This is a genomic window from Rodentibacter sp. Ppn85, from assembly GCF_001999335.1.
Taxonomy (GTDB): domain Bacteria; phylum Pseudomonadota; class Gammaproteobacteria; order Enterobacterales; family Pasteurellaceae; genus Rodentibacter.
Genome location: NZ_MLHS01000019.1, coordinates 1 through 16,713, shown reverse-complemented (window position 1 = coordinate 16,713; position 16,713 = coordinate 1). Strand labels below are relative to the sequence as shown.

General features: G+C 39.8%; 17 protein-coding genes and 1 pseudogene. 6 read left to right on the top strand and 12 right to left on the bottom strand.

All coding sequences use genetic code 11. The annotated features are described in order from the left end of the window. Window positions 1–27: 27 nt before the first annotated feature. The 6 genes from rnb to queC all read right to left on the bottom strand — a co-directional run bounded on the left by rnb (window position 28) and on the right by queC (window position 5,566). Window positions 28–2,007, bottom strand: a complete 1,980-nt coding sequence (rnb, locus tag BKL51_RS03930) for an exoribonuclease II (RefSeq protein WP_077465439.1) — start codon at window positions 2,005–2,007, stop codon at window positions 28–30. A 63-nt stretch (window positions 2,008–2,070) separates the two neighbouring features. Next, on the bottom strand, window positions 2,071–2,859 hold the full coding sequence (locus BKL51_RS03925) for an enoyl-ACP reductase (RefSeq protein ID WP_077465438.1): 789 nt from the start codon (window positions 2,857–2,859) through the stop codon (window positions 2,071–2,073). A gap of 92 nt (window positions 2,860–2,951) precedes the next feature. Beyond that, the gene (locus tag BKL51_RS03920) at window positions 2,952–3,707 is read right to left on the bottom strand and encodes a Nif3-like dinuclear metal center hexameric protein (protein WP_077465437.1); all 756 of its coding nucleotides are present in this window, start codon (window positions 3,705–3,707) and stop codon (window positions 2,952–2,954) included. A gap of 118 nt (window positions 3,708–3,825) precedes the next feature. Beyond that, window positions 3,826–4,455 (bottom strand): 7-carboxy-7-deazaguanine synthase QueE, encoded by a 630-nt coding sequence (locus BKL51_RS03915; RefSeq protein WP_077465436.1) that lies wholly within the window; start codon window positions 4,453–4,455, stop codon window positions 3,826–3,828. A 6-nt stretch (window positions 4,456–4,461) separates the two neighbouring features. Beyond that, complete coding sequence (queD, locus tag BKL51_RS03910; RefSeq protein WP_077465435.1) at window positions 4,462–4,887, bottom strand: 6-carboxytetrahydropterin synthase QueD; 426 nt, start codon at window positions 4,885–4,887, stop codon at window positions 4,462–4,464. Beyond that, the gene (gene queC, locus BKL51_RS03905; protein WP_077465434.1) at window positions 4,880–5,566 is read right to left on the bottom strand and encodes a 7-cyano-7-deazaguanine synthase QueC; all 687 of its coding nucleotides are present in this window, start codon (window positions 5,564–5,566) and stop codon (window positions 4,880–4,882) included. Before queC ends, queD begins: the two co-directional genes overlap by 8 nt. Window positions 5,567–5,827: 261 nt before the next feature. Here queC and BKL51_RS11945 point away from each other — a divergent pair, with 261 nt between their 5' ends. Beyond that, the gene (locus tag BKL51_RS11945) at window positions 5,828–5,971 is read left to right on the top strand and encodes a hypothetical protein (RefSeq protein ID WP_164703637.1); all 144 of its coding nucleotides are present in this window, start codon (window positions 5,828–5,830) and stop codon (window positions 5,969–5,971) included. Between the two features lie 55 nt (window positions 5,972–6,026). Here the strand turns inward: BKL51_RS11945 and gyrA are convergent, their stop codons facing one another. Both gyrA and BKL51_RS03895 read right to left on the bottom strand, forming a co-directional pair. Beyond that, complete coding sequence (gene gyrA / locus BKL51_RS03900) at window positions 6,027–8,666, bottom strand: DNA topoisomerase (ATP-hydrolyzing) subunit A (RefSeq protein ID WP_077465433.1); 2,640 nt, start codon at window positions 8,664–8,666, stop codon at window positions 6,027–6,029. A 146-nt stretch (window positions 8,667–8,812) separates the two neighbouring features. Beyond that, window positions 8,813–10,204 (bottom strand): DegQ family serine endoprotease, encoded by a 1,392-nt coding sequence (locus tag BKL51_RS03895; RefSeq protein WP_077465432.1) that lies wholly within the window; start codon window positions 10,202–10,204, stop codon window positions 8,813–8,815. Between the two features lie 28 nt (window positions 10,205–10,232). On the opposite strand from BKL51_RS03895, the gene BKL51_RS11855 reads away from it, so the two are divergent. Then, window positions 10,233–10,373, top strand: a complete 141-nt coding sequence (locus BKL51_RS11855; RefSeq protein WP_158074916.1) for a hypothetical protein — start codon at window positions 10,233–10,235, stop codon at window positions 10,371–10,373. A 6-nt stretch (window positions 10,374–10,379) separates the two neighbouring features. Here the strand turns inward: BKL51_RS11855 and BKL51_RS03890 are convergent, their stop codons facing one another. After that, window positions 10,380–10,781, bottom strand: a complete 402-nt coding sequence (locus BKL51_RS03890; RefSeq protein WP_077465431.1) for a YhcB family protein — start codon at window positions 10,779–10,781, stop codon at window positions 10,380–10,382. 105 nt (window positions 10,782–10,886) lie between these two features. After that, entirely contained in the window at window positions 10,887–11,237 is a 351-nt protein-coding gene (locus BKL51_RS03885) for a RidA family protein (RefSeq protein ID WP_077465430.1), read from the bottom strand. Window positions 11,238–11,352: 115 nt separating this feature from the next. Here BKL51_RS03885 and BKL51_RS03880 point away from each other — a divergent pair, with 115 nt between their 5' ends. Genes BKL51_RS03880 through BKL51_RS03870 form a run of 3 tightly spaced genes read left to right on the top strand, consistent with a single transcriptional unit; the run spans window position 11,353 to window position 14,738 of the window. Beyond that, a complete protein-coding gene (locus BKL51_RS03880; RefSeq protein ID WP_077465429.1) occupies window positions 11,353–12,075 on the top strand; it encodes a YwiC-like family protein in 723 nt (240 codons plus the stop codon). A gap of 5 nt (window positions 12,076–12,080) precedes the next feature. Beyond that, window positions 12,081–12,749 (top strand): tetratricopeptide repeat protein, encoded by a 669-nt coding sequence (locus BKL51_RS03875; RefSeq protein WP_077465428.1) that lies wholly within the window; start codon window positions 12,081–12,083, stop codon window positions 12,747–12,749. A 33-nt stretch (window positions 12,750–12,782) separates the two neighbouring features. After that, a complete protein-coding gene (locus BKL51_RS03870; protein WP_077465427.1) occupies window positions 12,783–14,738 on the top strand; it encodes an LTA synthase family protein in 1,956 nt (651 codons plus the stop codon). 259 nt (window positions 14,739–14,997) lie between these two features. On the opposite strand, the gene BKL51_RS03865 is transcribed toward BKL51_RS03870, so the two are convergent. Beyond that, on the bottom strand, window positions 14,998–15,429 hold the full coding sequence (locus BKL51_RS03865) for an organic hydroperoxide resistance protein (protein WP_077465426.1): 432 nt from the start codon (window positions 15,427–15,429) through the stop codon (window positions 14,998–15,000). A gap of 107 nt (window positions 15,430–15,536) precedes the next feature. Here BKL51_RS03865 and BKL51_RS03860 point away from each other — a divergent pair, with 107 nt between their 5' ends. After that, window positions 15,537–16,409: an AraC family transcriptional regulator gene (locus BKL51_RS03860; protein WP_077465425.1), complete on the top strand. Its 873-nt coding sequence runs from the start codon at window positions 15,537–15,539 to the stop codon at window positions 16,407–16,409. Window positions 16,410–16,581: 172 nt separating this feature from the next. On the opposite strand, the pseudogene BKL51_RS12055 reads toward BKL51_RS03860, so the two are convergent. Beyond that, window positions 16,582–16,713, bottom strand: a pseudogene (locus tag BKL51_RS12055) (WD40 repeat domain-containing protein); the annotation flags it as partial.

Here is a 16,713-nt window from a genome sequence, read left to right as displayed (position 1 = left end):
GCGTTAATGAAAACGCCATTTTTTATGCTAGATTATCACCGAACCAACAATACTTCGGGTTGCTTCTTTTACTTCCGTGAGTTTTACACGCACAATATCCCCGATTTTGTATGCCCGTTCACCTTTAATGTAGAGGGCGAGTTCATCGGTATTCACTTGGATTTCCTCTTTATTATTATGAAGAGTAGAGGCCGGCACAAACATTGACGCACCATTTTCTAATAATTGAACCCGTAATCCTCCCCGCGTAACATCTTGCACTTCAGCATCAAATTCTGCATTTTCAGCCACTTTATCGACAAGATAGCGACAATATAACCAATCGGCAATATCACGTTCTACCAAGCGATTTTGGCGGCGGGCTTCTTGCAAGCGTGCTAACACTTCGTCTTGTGGTTTTTCATAAGGTTGTTGTGTGAGTACGGCTTTGATTAAGCGGTGATTTACCATATCGGAATATTTACGAATTGGTGATGTCCAAGTGGCATATCCTTCCAAACCCAAACCAAAGTGCGGTGCTAATTCAGCCTTAAATTCGGCAAAGGTTAAATAGCGACGCAGACGCAATTCGAGATAATCACCGTCAATCGGTTCGATATCGTGGCGCATTTGGCAATAGCCATTTAATGTTGATAAATTTTCCGTAGAATAACGCTCATTAAGTTCCGCTTGATTTTCTTCGTTAGCCAAATTTGCCATTAAGAAATGATGGGCGTTTTCCAAGAATTTTTTATCAAAACCGCTATGAGTGTTGAAAATACCGGTTTTTGTCTGTTCATTTAAGAATTGTGCCGCACAAATATTCGCAATAATCATTGATTCTTCTACAATTTGATTCGCAATACGGCGGTGTTCCGCTTTGATATCTTGTACTTTACCATTTTCAGCCAGCACAAAAGAATAATCCGGCTTTTCTTTGAATAATAGCGAATGGGTTTTACGCCAGTTAATACGTGATTGTGTAAATTGGTATAAACGCCGAATTTGTTCGCTGATTTCTTCGGTTTCCGGTTGCCATGCATTGGCTACTTGTTCTAAATAATCGGAGACCTTGTTATAGGCAAGTTTGGCTTTTGATTGCACATAGGCCGAAACAAAATGCGGTTTTGTCGCGATATTGCCTTGTAAATCCGTTTCAATATAGCAAACAAGGGCAGGGCGGGTTTCATTTGCCATTAAAGAACAGAGTTCATCGGAGAGTTCCCGTGGCAACATGGGAATATTAAAACCGGGGAGATAATTGGTGAAACAACGTTGCTTCGCATCTTTTTCGATTTGTGAATCAAGCGCGATATAGGCTGTCGGGTCGGCAATCGCAACGACTAATTTCCAACCAATTTGCTCACCATTTTGCTCAACAGGCTCGATATAGAGGGCATCATCCATATCTTGTGTGCTTTCACTGTCAATGGTAACAAAATGAAGTGCGGTCAAATCTTCACGCATTTGTTGATCAAGCATTTCATAATGTTCGGCGCCTTGTACCGGATAACGGGATTGTTCGTGACGGGCAAGTGTGACCCACCAAGGTGCAAATTCATCGTCTGCACGACAGATAAATTGGTTAATCGTGGCATAGAAAAAACGATCATCACGTAATGGGTGGGTTTTCAGATTAGCAACAACCCAATCGCCTTCTTGCAATTCTTCTTTTACAGACTTGGCTTGTTGCGCACCAATAGGCTGATTAATGCTTGGGTGATCGACCAGCACTTGTAATTTCTTGTCTTTATTGAACCGCACTTTGGCTATAAAACGGGTCAGCATAGGTTCAATCAAGGATTCCGGTTCGGCTTGTTCTTTATCGCCTTGTTTTTCAATAGTGGCGGTAATTTTATCGCCGTGCATCACTTTTTTCATCGCAGGCGGAGCAAGAAAATAAGTTTTCTTATCACATTCTAAAAAACCATAGGCTTTGTCGGTGCTTTTCACTACACCTTCTACACGTTCTTTGGTTTCGTGAATTTGTTGTTTAAGTTGTGCGAGTAATGGATTGTCTTGGAACATAGTTATATTTTAAAAAAGAGAAAAGGCAGACGATAAGTCTGCCCAAAATAAATGAATCAAAAATTATTCTTCGCCTAATTCGCCCATTGCAGTGATGCTAAAACCGGCATCAACATGAACGATTTCACCGGTAATACCGGAGGAGAGATCAGAACATAAAAACGCAGCGGAATTACCGACATCTTCAATGGTTACCGTGCGGCGTAATGCGGCGGTTTTCTCAAAAGCGGAAAGCATTTTCTTGAAGTTTTTAATGCCTGAGGCGGCCAATGTACGAATCGGACCGGCAGAAATCGCATTAACACGGATACCGTCTTTACCTAAATCTGCAGCCATCACACGGGTTGCCGCTTCTAATGAGGCTTTTGCCAAACACATTACATTGTAGTTAGGGATAGCACGTTCTGCACCTAAATAAGAAAGGGTTAATAGCGCAGCGTTTGGATTTAAATAAGGGCGTGCGGCTTGCGCCATTGCCACAAAGCTATATGCACTGATGTCGTGAGCGATACGGTAGCCTTCACGGGTTGCGGCATTGACATAATCACCGTCTAATTGATCGCCCGGTGCAAAAGCAATGGCGTGCACGAAACCATCAAATTTATCCCAATGTTTACTTAATTCTGCAAAGCAGTTTTGGATACTTTCATCGGTTGCCACATCTAAAGGAAGGACAATATCAGAACCGAATTCTTTAGCAAATTCTTCTACGCGCGGTTGTAATTTTTCGTTTAGATAAGTGAAAGCAAGTTCTGCACCTTGCTCTTTCATTGATTTTGCAATCCCGTAAGCAATGGAACGATTGCTTGCGAGACCGGTGACTAAAATTCGTTTACCTGTTAAGAAACCCATGTTTTTTCCTATTGGTTGAATAAAAATTGTGTGAATTATACCTGTTTTGCTTATTTTGAGCAATGAAGCGGCTTTTTGGTTGAACCAGTATATTATGCAGGATTATCAATATCCTTAAATTCCACATCAAAGCCATATTCTTTTGCCAGCCACTCGCCGAGTGCTTTGATACCGTAGCGTTCGGTGGCGTGATGGCCGGCTGCAAAGAAATGGATACCTTGTTCACGGGCGGAGTGGATGGTTTGTTCAGATACCTCTCCGGTAATAAATGCATCGCAACCTTGTGCCGCCGCTAGGTCGATATAACCCTGTCCTCCCCCTGTGCAGATACCGATTTTGCGCATAAAGTGCGGTCCGTTTTCGGTGCAAATTAACGGTTTACGTTGAAGAACCCGCTCAATACGGGCGGTAAATTCTTCTGCTGTTATTGGTTTGTTTAATTCTCCCCAAACGGGAATACTTGTCGGGGTATTTTCTAACGGTTGTAAATTTTCGATACCGAGTAGTTTGGCAAGTTGTGCATTATTGCCAAGTTCAGGATGTACGTCTAATGGCAAATGATAGCCATATAAATTGATGTCATTAACTAATAAAGTTTTGATTCGTTTACCTTTTATTCCTCGAATGCAAGGATTTTCGCTTTTCCAAAAATATCCGTGATGTACCAGCAAGGCGTCGGCTTGTTGTTCAACCGCATAATCAATTAAGGCTTGGCTGGCGGTCACACCCGTGATGATTTTTTTTATGTCTGTTTTGCCTTCCACTTGTAAGCCGTTTGGGGCATAGTCGGAAATTTGATTTGAATTGAGTGTTTGGTTGAGAAGTTGCTCGAGTTCAAGATTATTCATAAATAAAAGAGAAATGGGAAAAAGAAAGATAGCGTATAGTACGAAATTTAAAAAAAAATGGCTAGTATAAAAAGTTCATTGGGAACATTGTATCAGCTCTGTTTTACCGTTTACTTTTTTATTCAATACCCACTAGTTTATGCGTTTGTAAGCTTAATTGCCATTTGGGCTTATTCGTGCGCTGATTGAGTTTGCCTAACTGGGTGATGGTTTCCAGTAAATTCATTTTGCCGTCAATGTCACAAGGGGAGAGATAATAGTGTTGCGCACGAATTTTTTGTTCCATCAGTTCACAAAAAGGTAATACATTTTCATCTGCTACAACGCGTACCTCATCGGCAGATTCAATGCAACGTTGTTCATATTTGTACATATAAAGACGCTTTGGACTGGTGGCAATATAGTCGATTTGTGGCGGAATTGCTTTTAAACCGTTGGTTTCAATGGCAAGAAAATAGTCGTCTGCTTTGAATTGATCGAGTAGAAATTCAATTTTGGGTACAATGGTCGGTTCGCCACCGGTGATGATAATATTTTTTGCCGAAAACGACCGCACTTTTGCCAAAATTTGCGAGGCTGATTGACGTTCAAATTGATTATAAGGCGTATCGCACCAAGGGCAGGCGAGATTGCATTTACCAAAACGAACAAAAATGCTGGGCATACCCGTATTGAAACCTTCCCCTTGCAGGCTTTCAAAAATTTCCACAATATTAAAGTGCGGTTCTAAAACAGCTTGATTTTTCACCGCACTTTACTCCGAATATTCACAAAAAGAAGTAGGCGTTTCCCATAAACGAATTGCCGAAATAGCGAGTTTTTCATCATATTTCAATCGGTTAAAAATGAATCGAGCCATTTCTTCGGCGGTAGTGCGAAAAGGTACGGCAAAGGTTTTTGAATTTAATTCTTGCAATAATGCGGCAATTTTACTTTCCCGCTTGCTGGTTTGATCGTAAATAAAGGCGTGATCCATGGGATCTAAAATGGCTTTTTTCACAGTATTTTTTAAATCGGAAAAATCCATAACCATAGATTTTTTCTCACCGTAATTCACTAAATCTTTGCTGATTTCTACTTGTAATTTGTAAGTATGTCCATGCAGATTTTGGCATTTACCATCGTGATTATCTAATAAATGCGCCATATCAAAACTGAACTCTTTGGAAATTTTAAACATTTTTTTCACCGTACTTTTGTCGCAAATATTGTTGTAAACCTTTGTTGCGCAATTCACAACTCGGGCAGCAGCCACAGCCGCCCTCCACTCCCTCATAACAAGTATGGGAATGTTGTTGAACGTAATCTAACACGCCTAATTCATCAGCAAGTTGCCAAGTTTGGGCTTTGGTGAGATACATTAAAGGCGTTTTAATATTGAATTGATAATCCATGGCAAGATTGAGCGTAACATTCATAGACTTGATGAAAATATCCCGGCAATCCGGATAGCCGCTAAAGTCTGTTTCGCATACCCCTGTGATGATGTCTTGAATTCCTTGCCCCTTCGCATAAATCGCCGCATAAAGTAAAAATAAGGCATTTCTGCCGTCTACAAAGGTGTTTGGCAGTTCGTTATTTTTTTGTTCGATTTTAGTTTGTTGATCGATTAAAGCGTTATGGGTAATAGCTTTTATAACGGATGTATCAACTAAGGTTTGTTTTATGTCAAGATCTTGGGCAATCCACTGTGCTTTTGCTAGCTCAATGGCGTGTCGCTGACCATATTGAAAGGTGATGGTTTCGACATTTTCTTTGCCGTAATCGGCTATGGCCTGAAATAGGCAGGTGGTGGAATCTTGCCCGCCGGAAAAGATCACAACCGCTTTACGGTTACGGTTTGGATTTGAAATATTCATTTTAGTACCTAGTTTTGTTAGGGCGCAGTCATATTTTAATGCGTCCATGTAGGAGGTTTGCGAACTACATAGGCCGTGCATTGTAGAGGGGATGGCATATTTTATCAAGTTATTACAGTGCTTTTGCGGCAAATACAAGCTATTTGAAAATGAACGATAAGATGATTTTGTGGATAGTCGGATTTTTACGGAAGTGGTTGGCGTGCCGAGATTATGTTACAATTTGAAGCGTTCTAATTATAGTAAACAAAGGTAGATGTCATGAAGAAATTATTATTCGTTGTTGTGGGAGCATTGCTTATTTCTGCTTGTGCCAATAAAGACGTGTATTTTAACGGTTCGGAAGGATCTCATTCAGGTATGAAATTTGATAAAGATACCCGTCATTGGGGAGTAAATCGTTAAGACGGATGTTTAAAGTGCGGTCAATTTTGACCGCACTTTTTACTACTTGGAATTATTATTCGGAATCGCTATCTTGTGATAGTTCTTCTTCATCTACGTCACATACACGTTCAAGACTCACCACATTTTCATTTTCTGCGGTACGGATTAAACGCACACCTTGTGTGTTTCGACCCACAATACTGACTTCACTTACACGGGTGCGCACAAGTGTTCCTGCATCAGTGATTAGCATAATCTGATCGGTTTCTTCCACTTGGGTTGCGGCAACTACTTTACCGTTACGCTCACTCACTTTAATAGAAATAACCCCTTTGGTGTTGCGTGATTTTGTCGGATATTCGTTTAATTGAGTGCGTTTACCGTAACCGTTTTGTGTAGCGGTTAAGATCGCGCCTTCACCTTTTGGAATAACTAAGGAAACCACTTTGTCGATATTGAGATCCAAGGTATCTTCCGTATTTTCATCGGAAATGTCCTCAATTTCGACCGCACTTTCATCTTCTGAAATATCGTTTGTTAGGGCAAGTTTAATACCTCGAACGCCGGTTGCTAAACGCCCCATTGTACGCACGGCGGCTTCGGAGAAACGCACCACGCGACCTTGAGAAGAGAACAACATAATTTCATTATTGCCGTCCGTAATATCTACGCCGATCAGTTCATCTTCATCACGTAAATTCAAGGCAATAATACCGCTTGAACGTGGGCGGCTAAATTCTGTGAGGGCGATTTTCTTCACAATACCGCCGGCCGTTGCCATCACCACAAATTTATCTTCTTCATAGGCGGAAACCGGTAGGATGGCTGTGATACGTTCATTTTCTTGTAACGGCAGAATATTCACAATTGGACGACCGCGGGCCCCACGACTGGCTTGTGGAAGTTGATACACTTTTAGCCAATATAAACGTCCTCGGCTTGAGAAACAGAGAATCGTATCATGGGTGTTGGCAACCAGTAGTTTTTCGATGAAATCTTCTTCTTTCATCTTCGTGGCGGATTTTCCTTTACCGCCACGGCGTTGCGCTTCATAATCGGTCAACGGTTGATATTTCACATAACCTTCATGGGAAAGTGTTACAACTACATCTTCTTGAGCGATAAGATCTTCTAAATCAATATCCCCTGAGGCAGTGGTAATTTCCGTTAAACGTTCGTCACCAAATTGTGATTTCACTTCTTCTAATTCTTCACGGATCACTTCCATTAAACGTTCGGCACTACCTAAAATATGAAGAAGGTCGGCAATTTTTACCAATAATTCTTGGTATTCTTTAACCACTTCTTCAAAAGCGATGCCGGTTAAACGGTGTAAGCGAAGTTCTAAAATCGCATTGACCTGTGCCGCTGATAAATAATATTGTTTGCCCTGAATGCCTAGATTTTCTTCAAGATCATCCGGACGGGCAGTAATATCAAGTAGATTGATAATATCGCTGTGCAATGCCCAAGAACGTGAACTTATGGCGTTGGCGGCTTCTTCTCGGTTTTTAGAATTGCGGATAATGGCGATCATTTCATCAATATTAGAACGCGCCACCGCTAAACCTTCTAAAATGTGGGTACGCTCGCGTGCTTTACGAAGTTCAAAAATTGAGCGACGTGTGACCACTTCACGGCGGTGTAACACAAAGGCTTCAATAATTTCTTTAAGATTGAATAAACGCGGTTGGCCGTGATCCAAGGCAACCATATTGATCCCAAAAGTCACTTGCATTTGGGTGAGAGAATAAAGGTGGTTTAATACCACTTCTCCTACCGCATCGCGTTTGATATCTATCTCAATGCGAATCCCTTCTTTGTTTGAAAGATCGGTAATATTGCTGATCCCTTCAATTTTTTTCTCGCGAATAAGCTCGGCAATTTTTTCCACCAGTTTTGCCTTGTTTACTTGGTAAGGCAATTCGGACACGACAATTTGTTCGCGACCTTTATCATTAGTTTCGACAGTTGCCCGCGCGCGAACATAGACTTTACCTCGACCTGTGCGATAGGCTTCTTCAATACCTTTACGACCATTGATTAGGGCGGCGGTAGGGAAGTCCGGTCCCGGAATATATTGCATTAATTCATCAATAGTGATGTCGTTGTTATCAATATAAGCTAAACAACCGTTTAATACTTCATTTAGGTTGTGAGGCGGAATATTGGTTGCCATCCCTACGGCAATACCGGACGAACCGTTTGCAAGTAGTGCCGGAATACGGGTAGGCAATACGTCAGGGATCATTAATTCGCCATCATAGTTTGGTGAAAAATTGACGGTTTCTTTATCCAAATCCGTGAGCAATGCCTGTGTAATTTTTTGCATACGTACTTCGGTATAACGCATTGCCGCAGGTGCATCGCCATCAATCGAACCAAAGTTACCTTGCCCGTCCACCAACATATAACGAAGTGAGAACGGTTGTGCCATACGGACGATAGTGTCATACACGGCGGAATCACCATGAGGGTGATATTTACCGATAACGTCTCCCACTACACGAGCTGATTTGACATATTTTTTATTTGCCGTATTGCCCTCGCGATCCATCGAAAACAATACGCGGCGATGCACGGGTTTTAAACCGTCACGTACATCAGGTAAAGCACGTCCGACAATCACAGACATGGCATAGTCAAGATAGGAGGATTTGAGTTCTTCTTCAATATTAACAGGGGTAATTGAGGATTGAATTGAATCCGTCATGGGTATTCCTTTTTCGATCAAAAAATTGTAAGAATTATAGCATAAGAGAGGATTTTTCCCTAGTTTTTCCCATGAAAAACGGTGCTTTATCTTTGATAAAACACCGCTTTGGTAAAATTGCCGTCAAACGGACCGCTCTTTTAAACTTATTGCACTAATAAATAAAAATTATTTTCTCCGCGTAAGATATTTAATGCCACGGCGGAAGGTTTTCCCTCCAAAATTTTACGTAAATCTTGGGTTGATTCTACTGCCTGGCGGTTTACTCCGATAATAATATCACCGGCTTTCAAACCGCGTTGAGCGGCAAGGGAATTAGGTTGAACTTTAGTGATTTCAATCCCTTTTATCCCTTTTGCATTGTAGTTATTTAATTCCGCACCGTCTAAGGCTCGCAATTCAATATTGCTTGCGCTCAACCCTTTACCGTCATCCGCTTGCAATTTCACTTTCACATCTTGTGATTTGCCGTCTCGTAAATAGGTTAGCTCAATTTCTTTGCCGGCACCGGAAGTGGCGATTTTAGCCCGCATTTCCGCAAAGCTTGAGATTTTTTGACCGTTCATTGCGGTGATCACATCACCGGCTTTAATGCCGGCTTTTTCCGCAGCGGAATTAGGTAATACTTCACTCACAAATGCGCCTTGTTGAGCATTTATGTTAAATGCTTTGGCTAAATCGGCATTTAACTCACCGCCTTTAATACCGAGTAAACCACGACGTACTTCACCGAATTCTAAAATTTGTTGAACGATATTGTTTGCTTGGTTACTTGGAATTGCAAATGCAATGCCTGCATTACCGCCGCTTGGTGAAATAATCGCAGTGTTGATACCGATTAATTCACCGTTTAAGTTCACCAACGCACCGCCGGAGTTACCACGGTTCACCGCCGCATCCGTTTGAATGTAATTTTCATAAGCACCGCTGTCGGAACCTGTTGAACGACCTAATGCGGATACGATACCGGAAGTCACGGTTTGCCCTAATCCGAATGGGTTACCGATAGCAACCGTAAAATCGCCTACGCGTAGCTTATCGGAGTCGGCAAATTTAAGTTCTGTCAAATTTGATGGTTTTTCAATTTGAATTAACGCAATATCTGACTGTTCGTCTTTTCCTACTAATTTTGCTTTAAATTCACGTCCGTCTTGTAAGGTCACGTTGATTTTATCTGCATCGTTAATTACATGGTTATTGGTGAGTACATAACCTTTATCCGCATTAATCACGACACCGGAGCCCAGACCGCGAAAGTTGCGCCCACTGCCACGATTGCCAAATTGTTCGGCGAATTGATCGCCAAAGAAAAATTTAAATTCTTCAGGAATATCATCGGGTAGGAAAGAACGACCGCTATTTTTTGCTTTACCTTCCACTGAAATTGTGACTACTGAGGGTTGTACTTTTTCAAGCATAGGGGCAAGGCTATTTTGTTGAATGACAATACTTGGCAAGTCTGCCTGCGTACTCATAGACGTGCCCAAAACGCTTAAACCTAATGCAATACTGGTTAATATAAAATGTCTTTTTTTCATAGAATCTCCAAGTAAAACGATCTTTCTTATGAAAGAGAAAAGTTCATACCTAAATGGTGTTTCATCAGACAAAGGAATAAATGAAATGTTCAAGAAAAACAAGGTATTTGAGAAAAAAATTAAAAAAAGTGCGGTCAGAATTGAAATTGTTTTTTCTGACCGCATTTAAAATCGTTTAATGATTTTCTTTTTCTGTTTTAAGTAGCCCTGACGAGCCCTCAGAATAATCAAGCGGAGGTTCATTTTGTGGTTTATCTATAGCAGTGATTAGTTGTTGCGTGAATAAACCTTTTGGATTTTCTCCCAATAACGTATTGGAAGAGTTGGCATAATGACGATAGAGCTTTTGGTAATCGCTGATGAGGGTTTTAAACAATTCCGCACTTTCCGCGAAATGTTTTTCGAGTTGTTGGTTTTGGCTTTCAAGTCTGGTTTTTACCGCTTTTAGCTCATTTTCTGTTTGAACTTGATGTTTTACCGATCCTTTGGTTAAACGTAAAATTAAATAGCCGAGGATAACGCCTACCGCTAAACCGATACCGGCAGCCTGCCACATTTCAGTTGTCCATGCTTGCATAGTTTACTCCCTATACTTGTTGTTTATTAAGGCTCTTTGAATTGTAAAGAGCATTGTAAGAAAAATGAAAAAAAATTTCTTTGCTACGGATCACAAATTTAATATTTAAACTGCCGCTGTAATCACAATTTCTACCTTCCATTCTGGCAAGGCTAATTTAGCTTCCACGGTCGCACGGCTTGGCGGGTTTGAATGATCAACCCATTCGTCCCAAGCTTGATTTAATTGTTTGTAATCCTTCATATCGGCAAGAAAGATTTGCGCATTGAGAATATTACCTTTGTGCGATCCTATTTCTACAAGCAATTTATCAATAAGTGAAAGCACCTCTTTTGTTTGCTCGTAAGCATCTTTTTCAAGGGTTTTCTCCGGTACTTGTCCTGCGAGATAAGCAGTGCCGTTATAAATGGAAACTTCGCAAAAACGTTTGCTGGAATGAATTCGTTGGATAGTCATAATATTTTCCTTTAACAATAAACCGATTGCATTTTAAAGTGCTGCTAACACTTTGTAAATTCTCGTTTATCCGAGTAAAATGCTCGAGAATTATTCTCACTTATATGAGGCTAATATGAAGCTGTTAATTTCTAATCAACATGGCGCCGTTGTCATGGCATTATTACCTTTCTTTTACGGTATGTTGCTTAATCATTCTGTATGGGCACATACTTTTTTATTAATTGCATGGTTTTCTCTTTATTTGATGTCCTACCCTTTGTTAAATTTGTTTAAAGGTAAAAATATCGAACAATATCGAAAATGGACTTTCATTTATGGGGCAGCGACGCTTGTTTCCGCTCTCCCTGCATTATTTTATAACTGGCAAGTTCTTTATTTTATCGTAGCAATGCTGCCTTTTGTTTTAGTGAATATTTATTACATTAAACAAAAAGACGAACGTAATTTTCTGAATGATCTTGCCGGCATTGCCATTTTTGCTCTTGCAGGAATGGCAGCATATTATTTTCCCGATCGCACTTTTGATATGAAAATTTGCTGGGTTGCCATTTATCCTTCGTTATTTTTCGTCGGTACGACAATCTATGTGAAATCAATGATGCGTGAGCGGAAAAATAAGAAATATTTACGGTCATCAATTCTTTTTCATTCTTTCCTTGTAGCGTATTTCGTCGGAACGGGACAATTTTATCTCGCACTGGCATTTTTGGTTGGTTGGGCTCGTGCAATTTATTTACCGCGTAAGAAACTTTCTGTCAAACAAGTCGGTCTAATAGAGTTCTTAATAACGGCTATTTTCTTTGTATTTCTTTTACTCGGCACATTAACAGGATGAATTTGATGAAAAAAACTCTCGTTATTTTTACCGCACTTTTGGGGGGGCTTTCAATGACTTTTTCGAGCCATTCGGAAGAACTGAAAACGAATCCCAAATTAACGGATCAACAGCGCATGAATATGGCACAGAATTTTGCTAACAAACAAGATTGGCGATCCGTATTTGAAATTATGCAGCCTCTCGCTTTGGAAGGAAATATCCAAGCACAGGGGAATTTAGGTATGCTTTATAACCTTGGTCGCGGCGTAGAAGAAAACAAAGAGAAAGCCTACTGGTGGTTTAGTGAAGCCGCAGAGATGGGAAGCATTCGAGCTATTAATAATTTGGCGATGATGTACTACAGTGGCGATTATGTGAAAAAGGATATTCCGCAAGCCATAAAATTATTTGAAACCACGGCAAAGGCAAAAGATTTGGATGCCATGATGATGTTGGCTGAAATTTACCTGAAACAAAAAGATGAAACAAAATCTTTTGAATGGGTGAAAAAAGCCGCTGATTTAGAAAATCCCGATGCTAAATTGCGTTTGGGCATTTATTACGAAAAAGGTATTGGCACTTCAATGAATAAACATCTTTCGGCATTAATTTATCGTGAGATTTTGGTTTCAAGCAACATACCGAATGAAATCAAACAAGCTGCTGAGCAAAGATTAAAGAATCTTTACTGAGCATAGTGTACCCTAATAATAGGAATATTTTTTATGAAAAACACACGTTCCCCCCTGTTTCCAATCATCATTTTTGTATTTATCAACCTCATTGTTTTTTCCTTGTCCCGCTTGGGTTTATCTTTATGGCAAATGGAACGGGTTTCCGCCGTACAGGGTTGGGGGAAGCTATTCTTACAAGGTTTACGTATTGATGTGGTGGCGCTATGCTACTTATTCGGCGTTCCGGCATTATTGACAGTGGTGTTCCACACTCGTGATTTATGGAAAAAGATCCTACGGGTTTGGCTGACATTGTGTAGTGTTTTCATTATTTTTATGGAAATTGCTACACCGGCATTTATTGAAACTTATGATTATCGACCGAACCGCCTGTTTATTGAGTATTTAATTTATCCTAAAGAAGTCTTTTCTATGCTGATGGAAGGGCATTTAAGTGCGGTCGTTTTTAGCCTTGTTTTTACTGCTTTAGCTGTAATGATTTACTGGAAACTTGCCGGCTGGACGGTCAAAAACTTACGCCCAATGAGCTGGAAAGTTCGCCCGATTATGGCATTGTTGGTGGTTGCAGTGAGCTTTATCGGAGCTCGTTCAAGCTTTCAGCACCGCGGCATTAATCCTGCGATGGTGGCGTTTTCTTCCGATGCCTTGGTGAATTCTTTAGTATTAAATTCCGGCTATTCGGTGATTTATGCCGCACAGCAATTTAAGGACGAAGAAAAATCCTCGGAAATATACGGCAAAATGGATACAAATGAAATGTTACGTATTGTGAAATTAAATCGGGGCAGAACCGTAGATGATTATATTTCTGAAAAATTCCCAACCTTAACTAAAAATACCGCAAGCTATCAAGGCAAGCCTAAAAATATTGTCATCATATTGCAAGAAAGCCTTGGTGCACAGTTTATCGGTAATTTAGGCGGTAAACCTCTTTCGCCGAATATTGATCGATTAGCCAAAGAAGGGTGGTTATTTGAAAATATTTATGCCACGGGAACTCGTTCCGTACGGGGAATTGAAGCGGTAACCACAGGTTTTATACCAACGCCGTCACGTGCTGTGGTTAAACTCAATAATGCACAAAATAATTTTTTCACCATTGCCGATTTTTTAGGTAAACAGGGCTATGACACCTCATTTATTTATGGTGGTGAAAAGCATTTTGATAATATGGCAAGTTTTTTCTACGGCAATGGGGTTAAAACGATTATTGATCAGCAAGATTATAAAAATCCGAAATTTACTGCTACTTGGGGAGTGAGTGATGAGGATTTGTTTGATAAAGCGGATGAAACCTTTACAAAGCTGCAAAACGAAGGAAAACCTTTTTTCAGTCTTGTATTTAGCTCAAGTAATCATGATCCTTTTGAATTTCCCGATGGGAAAATCGAATTGTATGAACAACCCAAAGCAACACGAAATAATAGTGCAAAGTATGCAGATTATGCCGTTGGCCATTTCTTTAATTTAGCGAAAAAATCTAACTATTGGAAAGATACCATTTTCTTGGTGATTGCCGATCACGATTCACGAGCCGCAGGCGCTGGATTAATACCGATTAAAAATTTTCATATTCCGGCACTTATTTTAGGAGAGGGAATTGCGCCACGCCGTGATCAGCGTCTAGTGAGCCAAATTGATATGCCGACAACGTTATTATCCTTAGCGGGAGTAAGCGGTAATCACCCTATGATTGGTTATGATTTAACCAAAAATACCAACCCTGATCGTGCCATTATGCAATTTGATCAAACACAGGCTTTAATGAAAGGAAACCGTGATGTGGTTATTCAAATGCCAAATAAAGCTACACAAGGTTATTATTACGATAAAGCCACTGAAACGCTGAAGGAAAAAAGCGTATCGGAAGAAATGAAACAAGAAGCACTGGCGTATGCTTTGCTGGGAAGTTATCTATATAAAAACCGCTTGTATCAAGCGGGAGACGAAAAGCAGGAGATGAAAATGAGTAAATTGGTGAGATAAAATAAAGTGCGGTCAGAAAATACAGTATTGTATAGTTGCACAAGTATTTAACCGACTAAAAAATATGAGAATCTTCATTGAAATTTATCTCAATGGAGATTTTTTAATCTATATAACTATTCATTTATCAATTGCAAAAGGAACTGTAACCCATCTTTATATTTAATCGATAGTTAATTTTGCTTTCTTTCACTCCGGCAGAATATATCGCGAGTGATTCTGTATGTCATGGTGGGCATTAAGACCCACCATGATAACTTTATAAATTAAATGTTTGAATTAAATTCACATGCAAGCGAACATCAACATTACCACGAATAGCATTAGAATAAGGGCAGACCTCGTGAGCACGAGTGATTAGCTTTCTCGCCTCTTCTTCGTCTAAGCCTGCAACAGTAATAGAGATGTCTAAATCCAATCCAAACGCACCATCTGCTTTCTGACCAATTCCCACGGCAACGCTGGTAGAAGATTTAGTTGGTTTTAAGCCCAGTGTTGGTGCAATGTGGTTCATTGCACTATCAAAGCACGCAGCATAACCCATCGCAAAAAGCTGTTCTGGATTCGTGCCGTGCTTATCGCTTTCATTTTGGAAACTAACTAAATCGAAGCCGATTGAACTATCATCGACTTGAGTGTGTCCATCACGTCCACCTGTTGCTGTAGCTGAAGTTTTGTAAAAGATTTTCATCGTTTTTCCTCTTTGTTAAGTCATTTAAGATGCGGTTATTTTATTGAGTTTAAGCTTGAAGTGATATAACATTTCTATAAGATTCTTGCCTATTTCTACAAATTATTATGTTTTCATCCTCATTTATTCAGCGAGTTTTAAATGTCATACCTCATAATGAGAACTATGTTTCTCCGATTGACGGTTTGATTATCCGTCATTCGGATCGACCTTTTTCTTATGAAGGTATTATTCAAGAACCCAGTATCTGCATTGTATTAAATGGTGAAAGGTTCATTCAACTTGGTGATCAATATTACCAATTTAATAGTCGGTATTATATGTTCTGCCCTGTAAATGTACCGATGTGCGGTGAAATTAAGCATGCAACAGTAAATGAACCGTTTTTAGTGATGTCGATGAAGATTGATATTCCAACAGTTCAAAAAATTCTTTTGGAACAAACCGCACTTTCTATATCGAAAAATGAAAATAAGGAAGGTTTTGGGAGATGGGAACTCGATCAAAATCTAGAACTGGCTTTTGAGCGACTTTTGCTTTTACATGAAAATCCAAAAGATATTAATTTTCTTGCACCTTTAATTCAACAAGAAATTTACTATCGTTTGCTGACAGGTGAACAAGGTAAAAAGCTCAAACAAATGACAAGTATTGATTCAAATATGCATAAAATTGCCCGAGCAACGGAGTATCTGCGAAAACATTTTCAAGAATTCATTACGATTGATTCGCTTGCAGCATTATGTGGTATGTCGGTTTCAGGTTTTCATAGTCATTTCAAAAAAATCACAACGATGTCGCCACTTCAATATCAAAAATCTTTACGTTTAATGGAAGCCAAACGGTTGATTGTGCAAGAAAATCGCTTGGTAAGTGAATCGGCATTTCAGGTGGGATATGAAAGTGCCAGTCAATTTAGTCGCGAATATAAACGGTTGTTTGGCTGTTGCCCAAAAGATGAAGTAAGACTCATCACATAGACGTAAAATCATCGAGTTTGTATGTTATAGATACTTTTAAAAGTGGGGTAGCCTTGATTAAACAATGGTAAAAAAATTAGGACGACTAAAAGCCGTCTTTCTTTTAAATCAGTGTTGTACAACTGCTTACATAATATCGAGAAAATACCCTCATTTTCAACCGCACTTTTAATTAATCCGCCACCCAGATTTTTTCTAGTTCTTTTGTTGCAGGGTGATAGCGAAAAACTGCAATTCCACTACCTTGACTTATTACCAAAATACCCGCTTTAGGAGATGAACCTGCACTTAAATTGCTTTGGGA

What these genes read in the sequence shown, in the direction of transcription:
- rnb (WP_077465439.1), bottom strand. Translation starts at nt 2,007, where the DNA reads ATGTTCCAAGACAATCCATTACTCGCACAACTTAAACAACAAATTCAC.
- BKL51_RS03925 (WP_077465438.1), bottom strand. Translation starts at nt 2,859, where the DNA reads ATGGGTTTCTTAACAGGTAAACGAATTTTAGTCACCGGTCTCGCAAGC.
- BKL51_RS03920 (WP_077465437.1), bottom strand. Translation starts at nt 3,707, where the DNA reads ATGAATAATCTTGAACTCGAGCAACTTCTCAACCAAACACTCAATTCA.
- queD (WP_077465435.1), bottom strand. Translation starts at nt 4,887, where the DNA reads ATGTTTAAAATTTCCAAAGAGTTCAGTTTTGATATGGCGCATTTATTA.
- queC (WP_077465434.1), bottom strand. Translation starts at nt 5,566, where the DNA reads ATGAATATTTCAAATCCAAACCGTAACCGTAAAGCGGTTGTGATCTTT.
- BKL51_RS11945 (WP_164703637.1), top strand. Translation starts at nt 5,828, where the DNA reads ATGAAGAAATTATTATTCGTTGTTGTGGGAGCATTGCTTATTTCTGCT.
- gyrA (WP_077465433.1), bottom strand. Translation starts at nt 8,666, where the DNA reads ATGACGGATTCAATTCAATCCTCAATTACCCCTGTTAATATTGAAGAA.
- BKL51_RS03895 (WP_077465432.1), bottom strand. Translation starts at nt 10,204, where the DNA reads ATGAAAAAAAGACATTTTATATTAACCAGTATTGCATTAGGTTTAAGC.
- BKL51_RS11855 (WP_158074916.1), top strand. Translation starts at nt 10,233, where the DNA reads ATGAAAGAGAAAAGTTCATACCTAAATGGTGTTTCATCAGACAAAGGA.
- BKL51_RS03890 (WP_077465431.1), bottom strand. Translation starts at nt 10,781, where the DNA reads ATGCAAGCATGGACAACTGAAATGTGGCAGGCTGCCGGTATCGGTTTA.
- BKL51_RS03885 (WP_077465430.1), bottom strand. Translation starts at nt 11,237, where the DNA reads ATGACTATCCAACGAATTCATTCCAGCAAACGTTTTTGCGAAGTTTCC.
- BKL51_RS03880 (WP_077465429.1), top strand. Translation starts at nt 11,353, where the DNA reads ATGAAGCTGTTAATTTCTAATCAACATGGCGCCGTTGTCATGGCATTA.
- BKL51_RS03875 (WP_077465428.1), top strand. Translation starts at nt 12,081, where the DNA reads ATGAAAAAAACTCTCGTTATTTTTACCGCACTTTTGGGGGGGCTTTCA.
- BKL51_RS03870 (WP_077465427.1), top strand. Translation starts at nt 12,783, where the DNA reads ATGAAAAACACACGTTCCCCCCTGTTTCCAATCATCATTTTTGTATTT.
- BKL51_RS03865 (WP_077465426.1), bottom strand. Translation starts at nt 15,429, where the DNA reads ATGAAAATCTTTTACAAAACTTCAGCTACAGCAACAGGTGGACGTGAT.
- BKL51_RS03860 (WP_077465425.1), top strand. Translation starts at nt 15,537, where the DNA reads ATGTTTTCATCCTCATTTATTCAGCGAGTTTTAAATGTCATACCTCAT.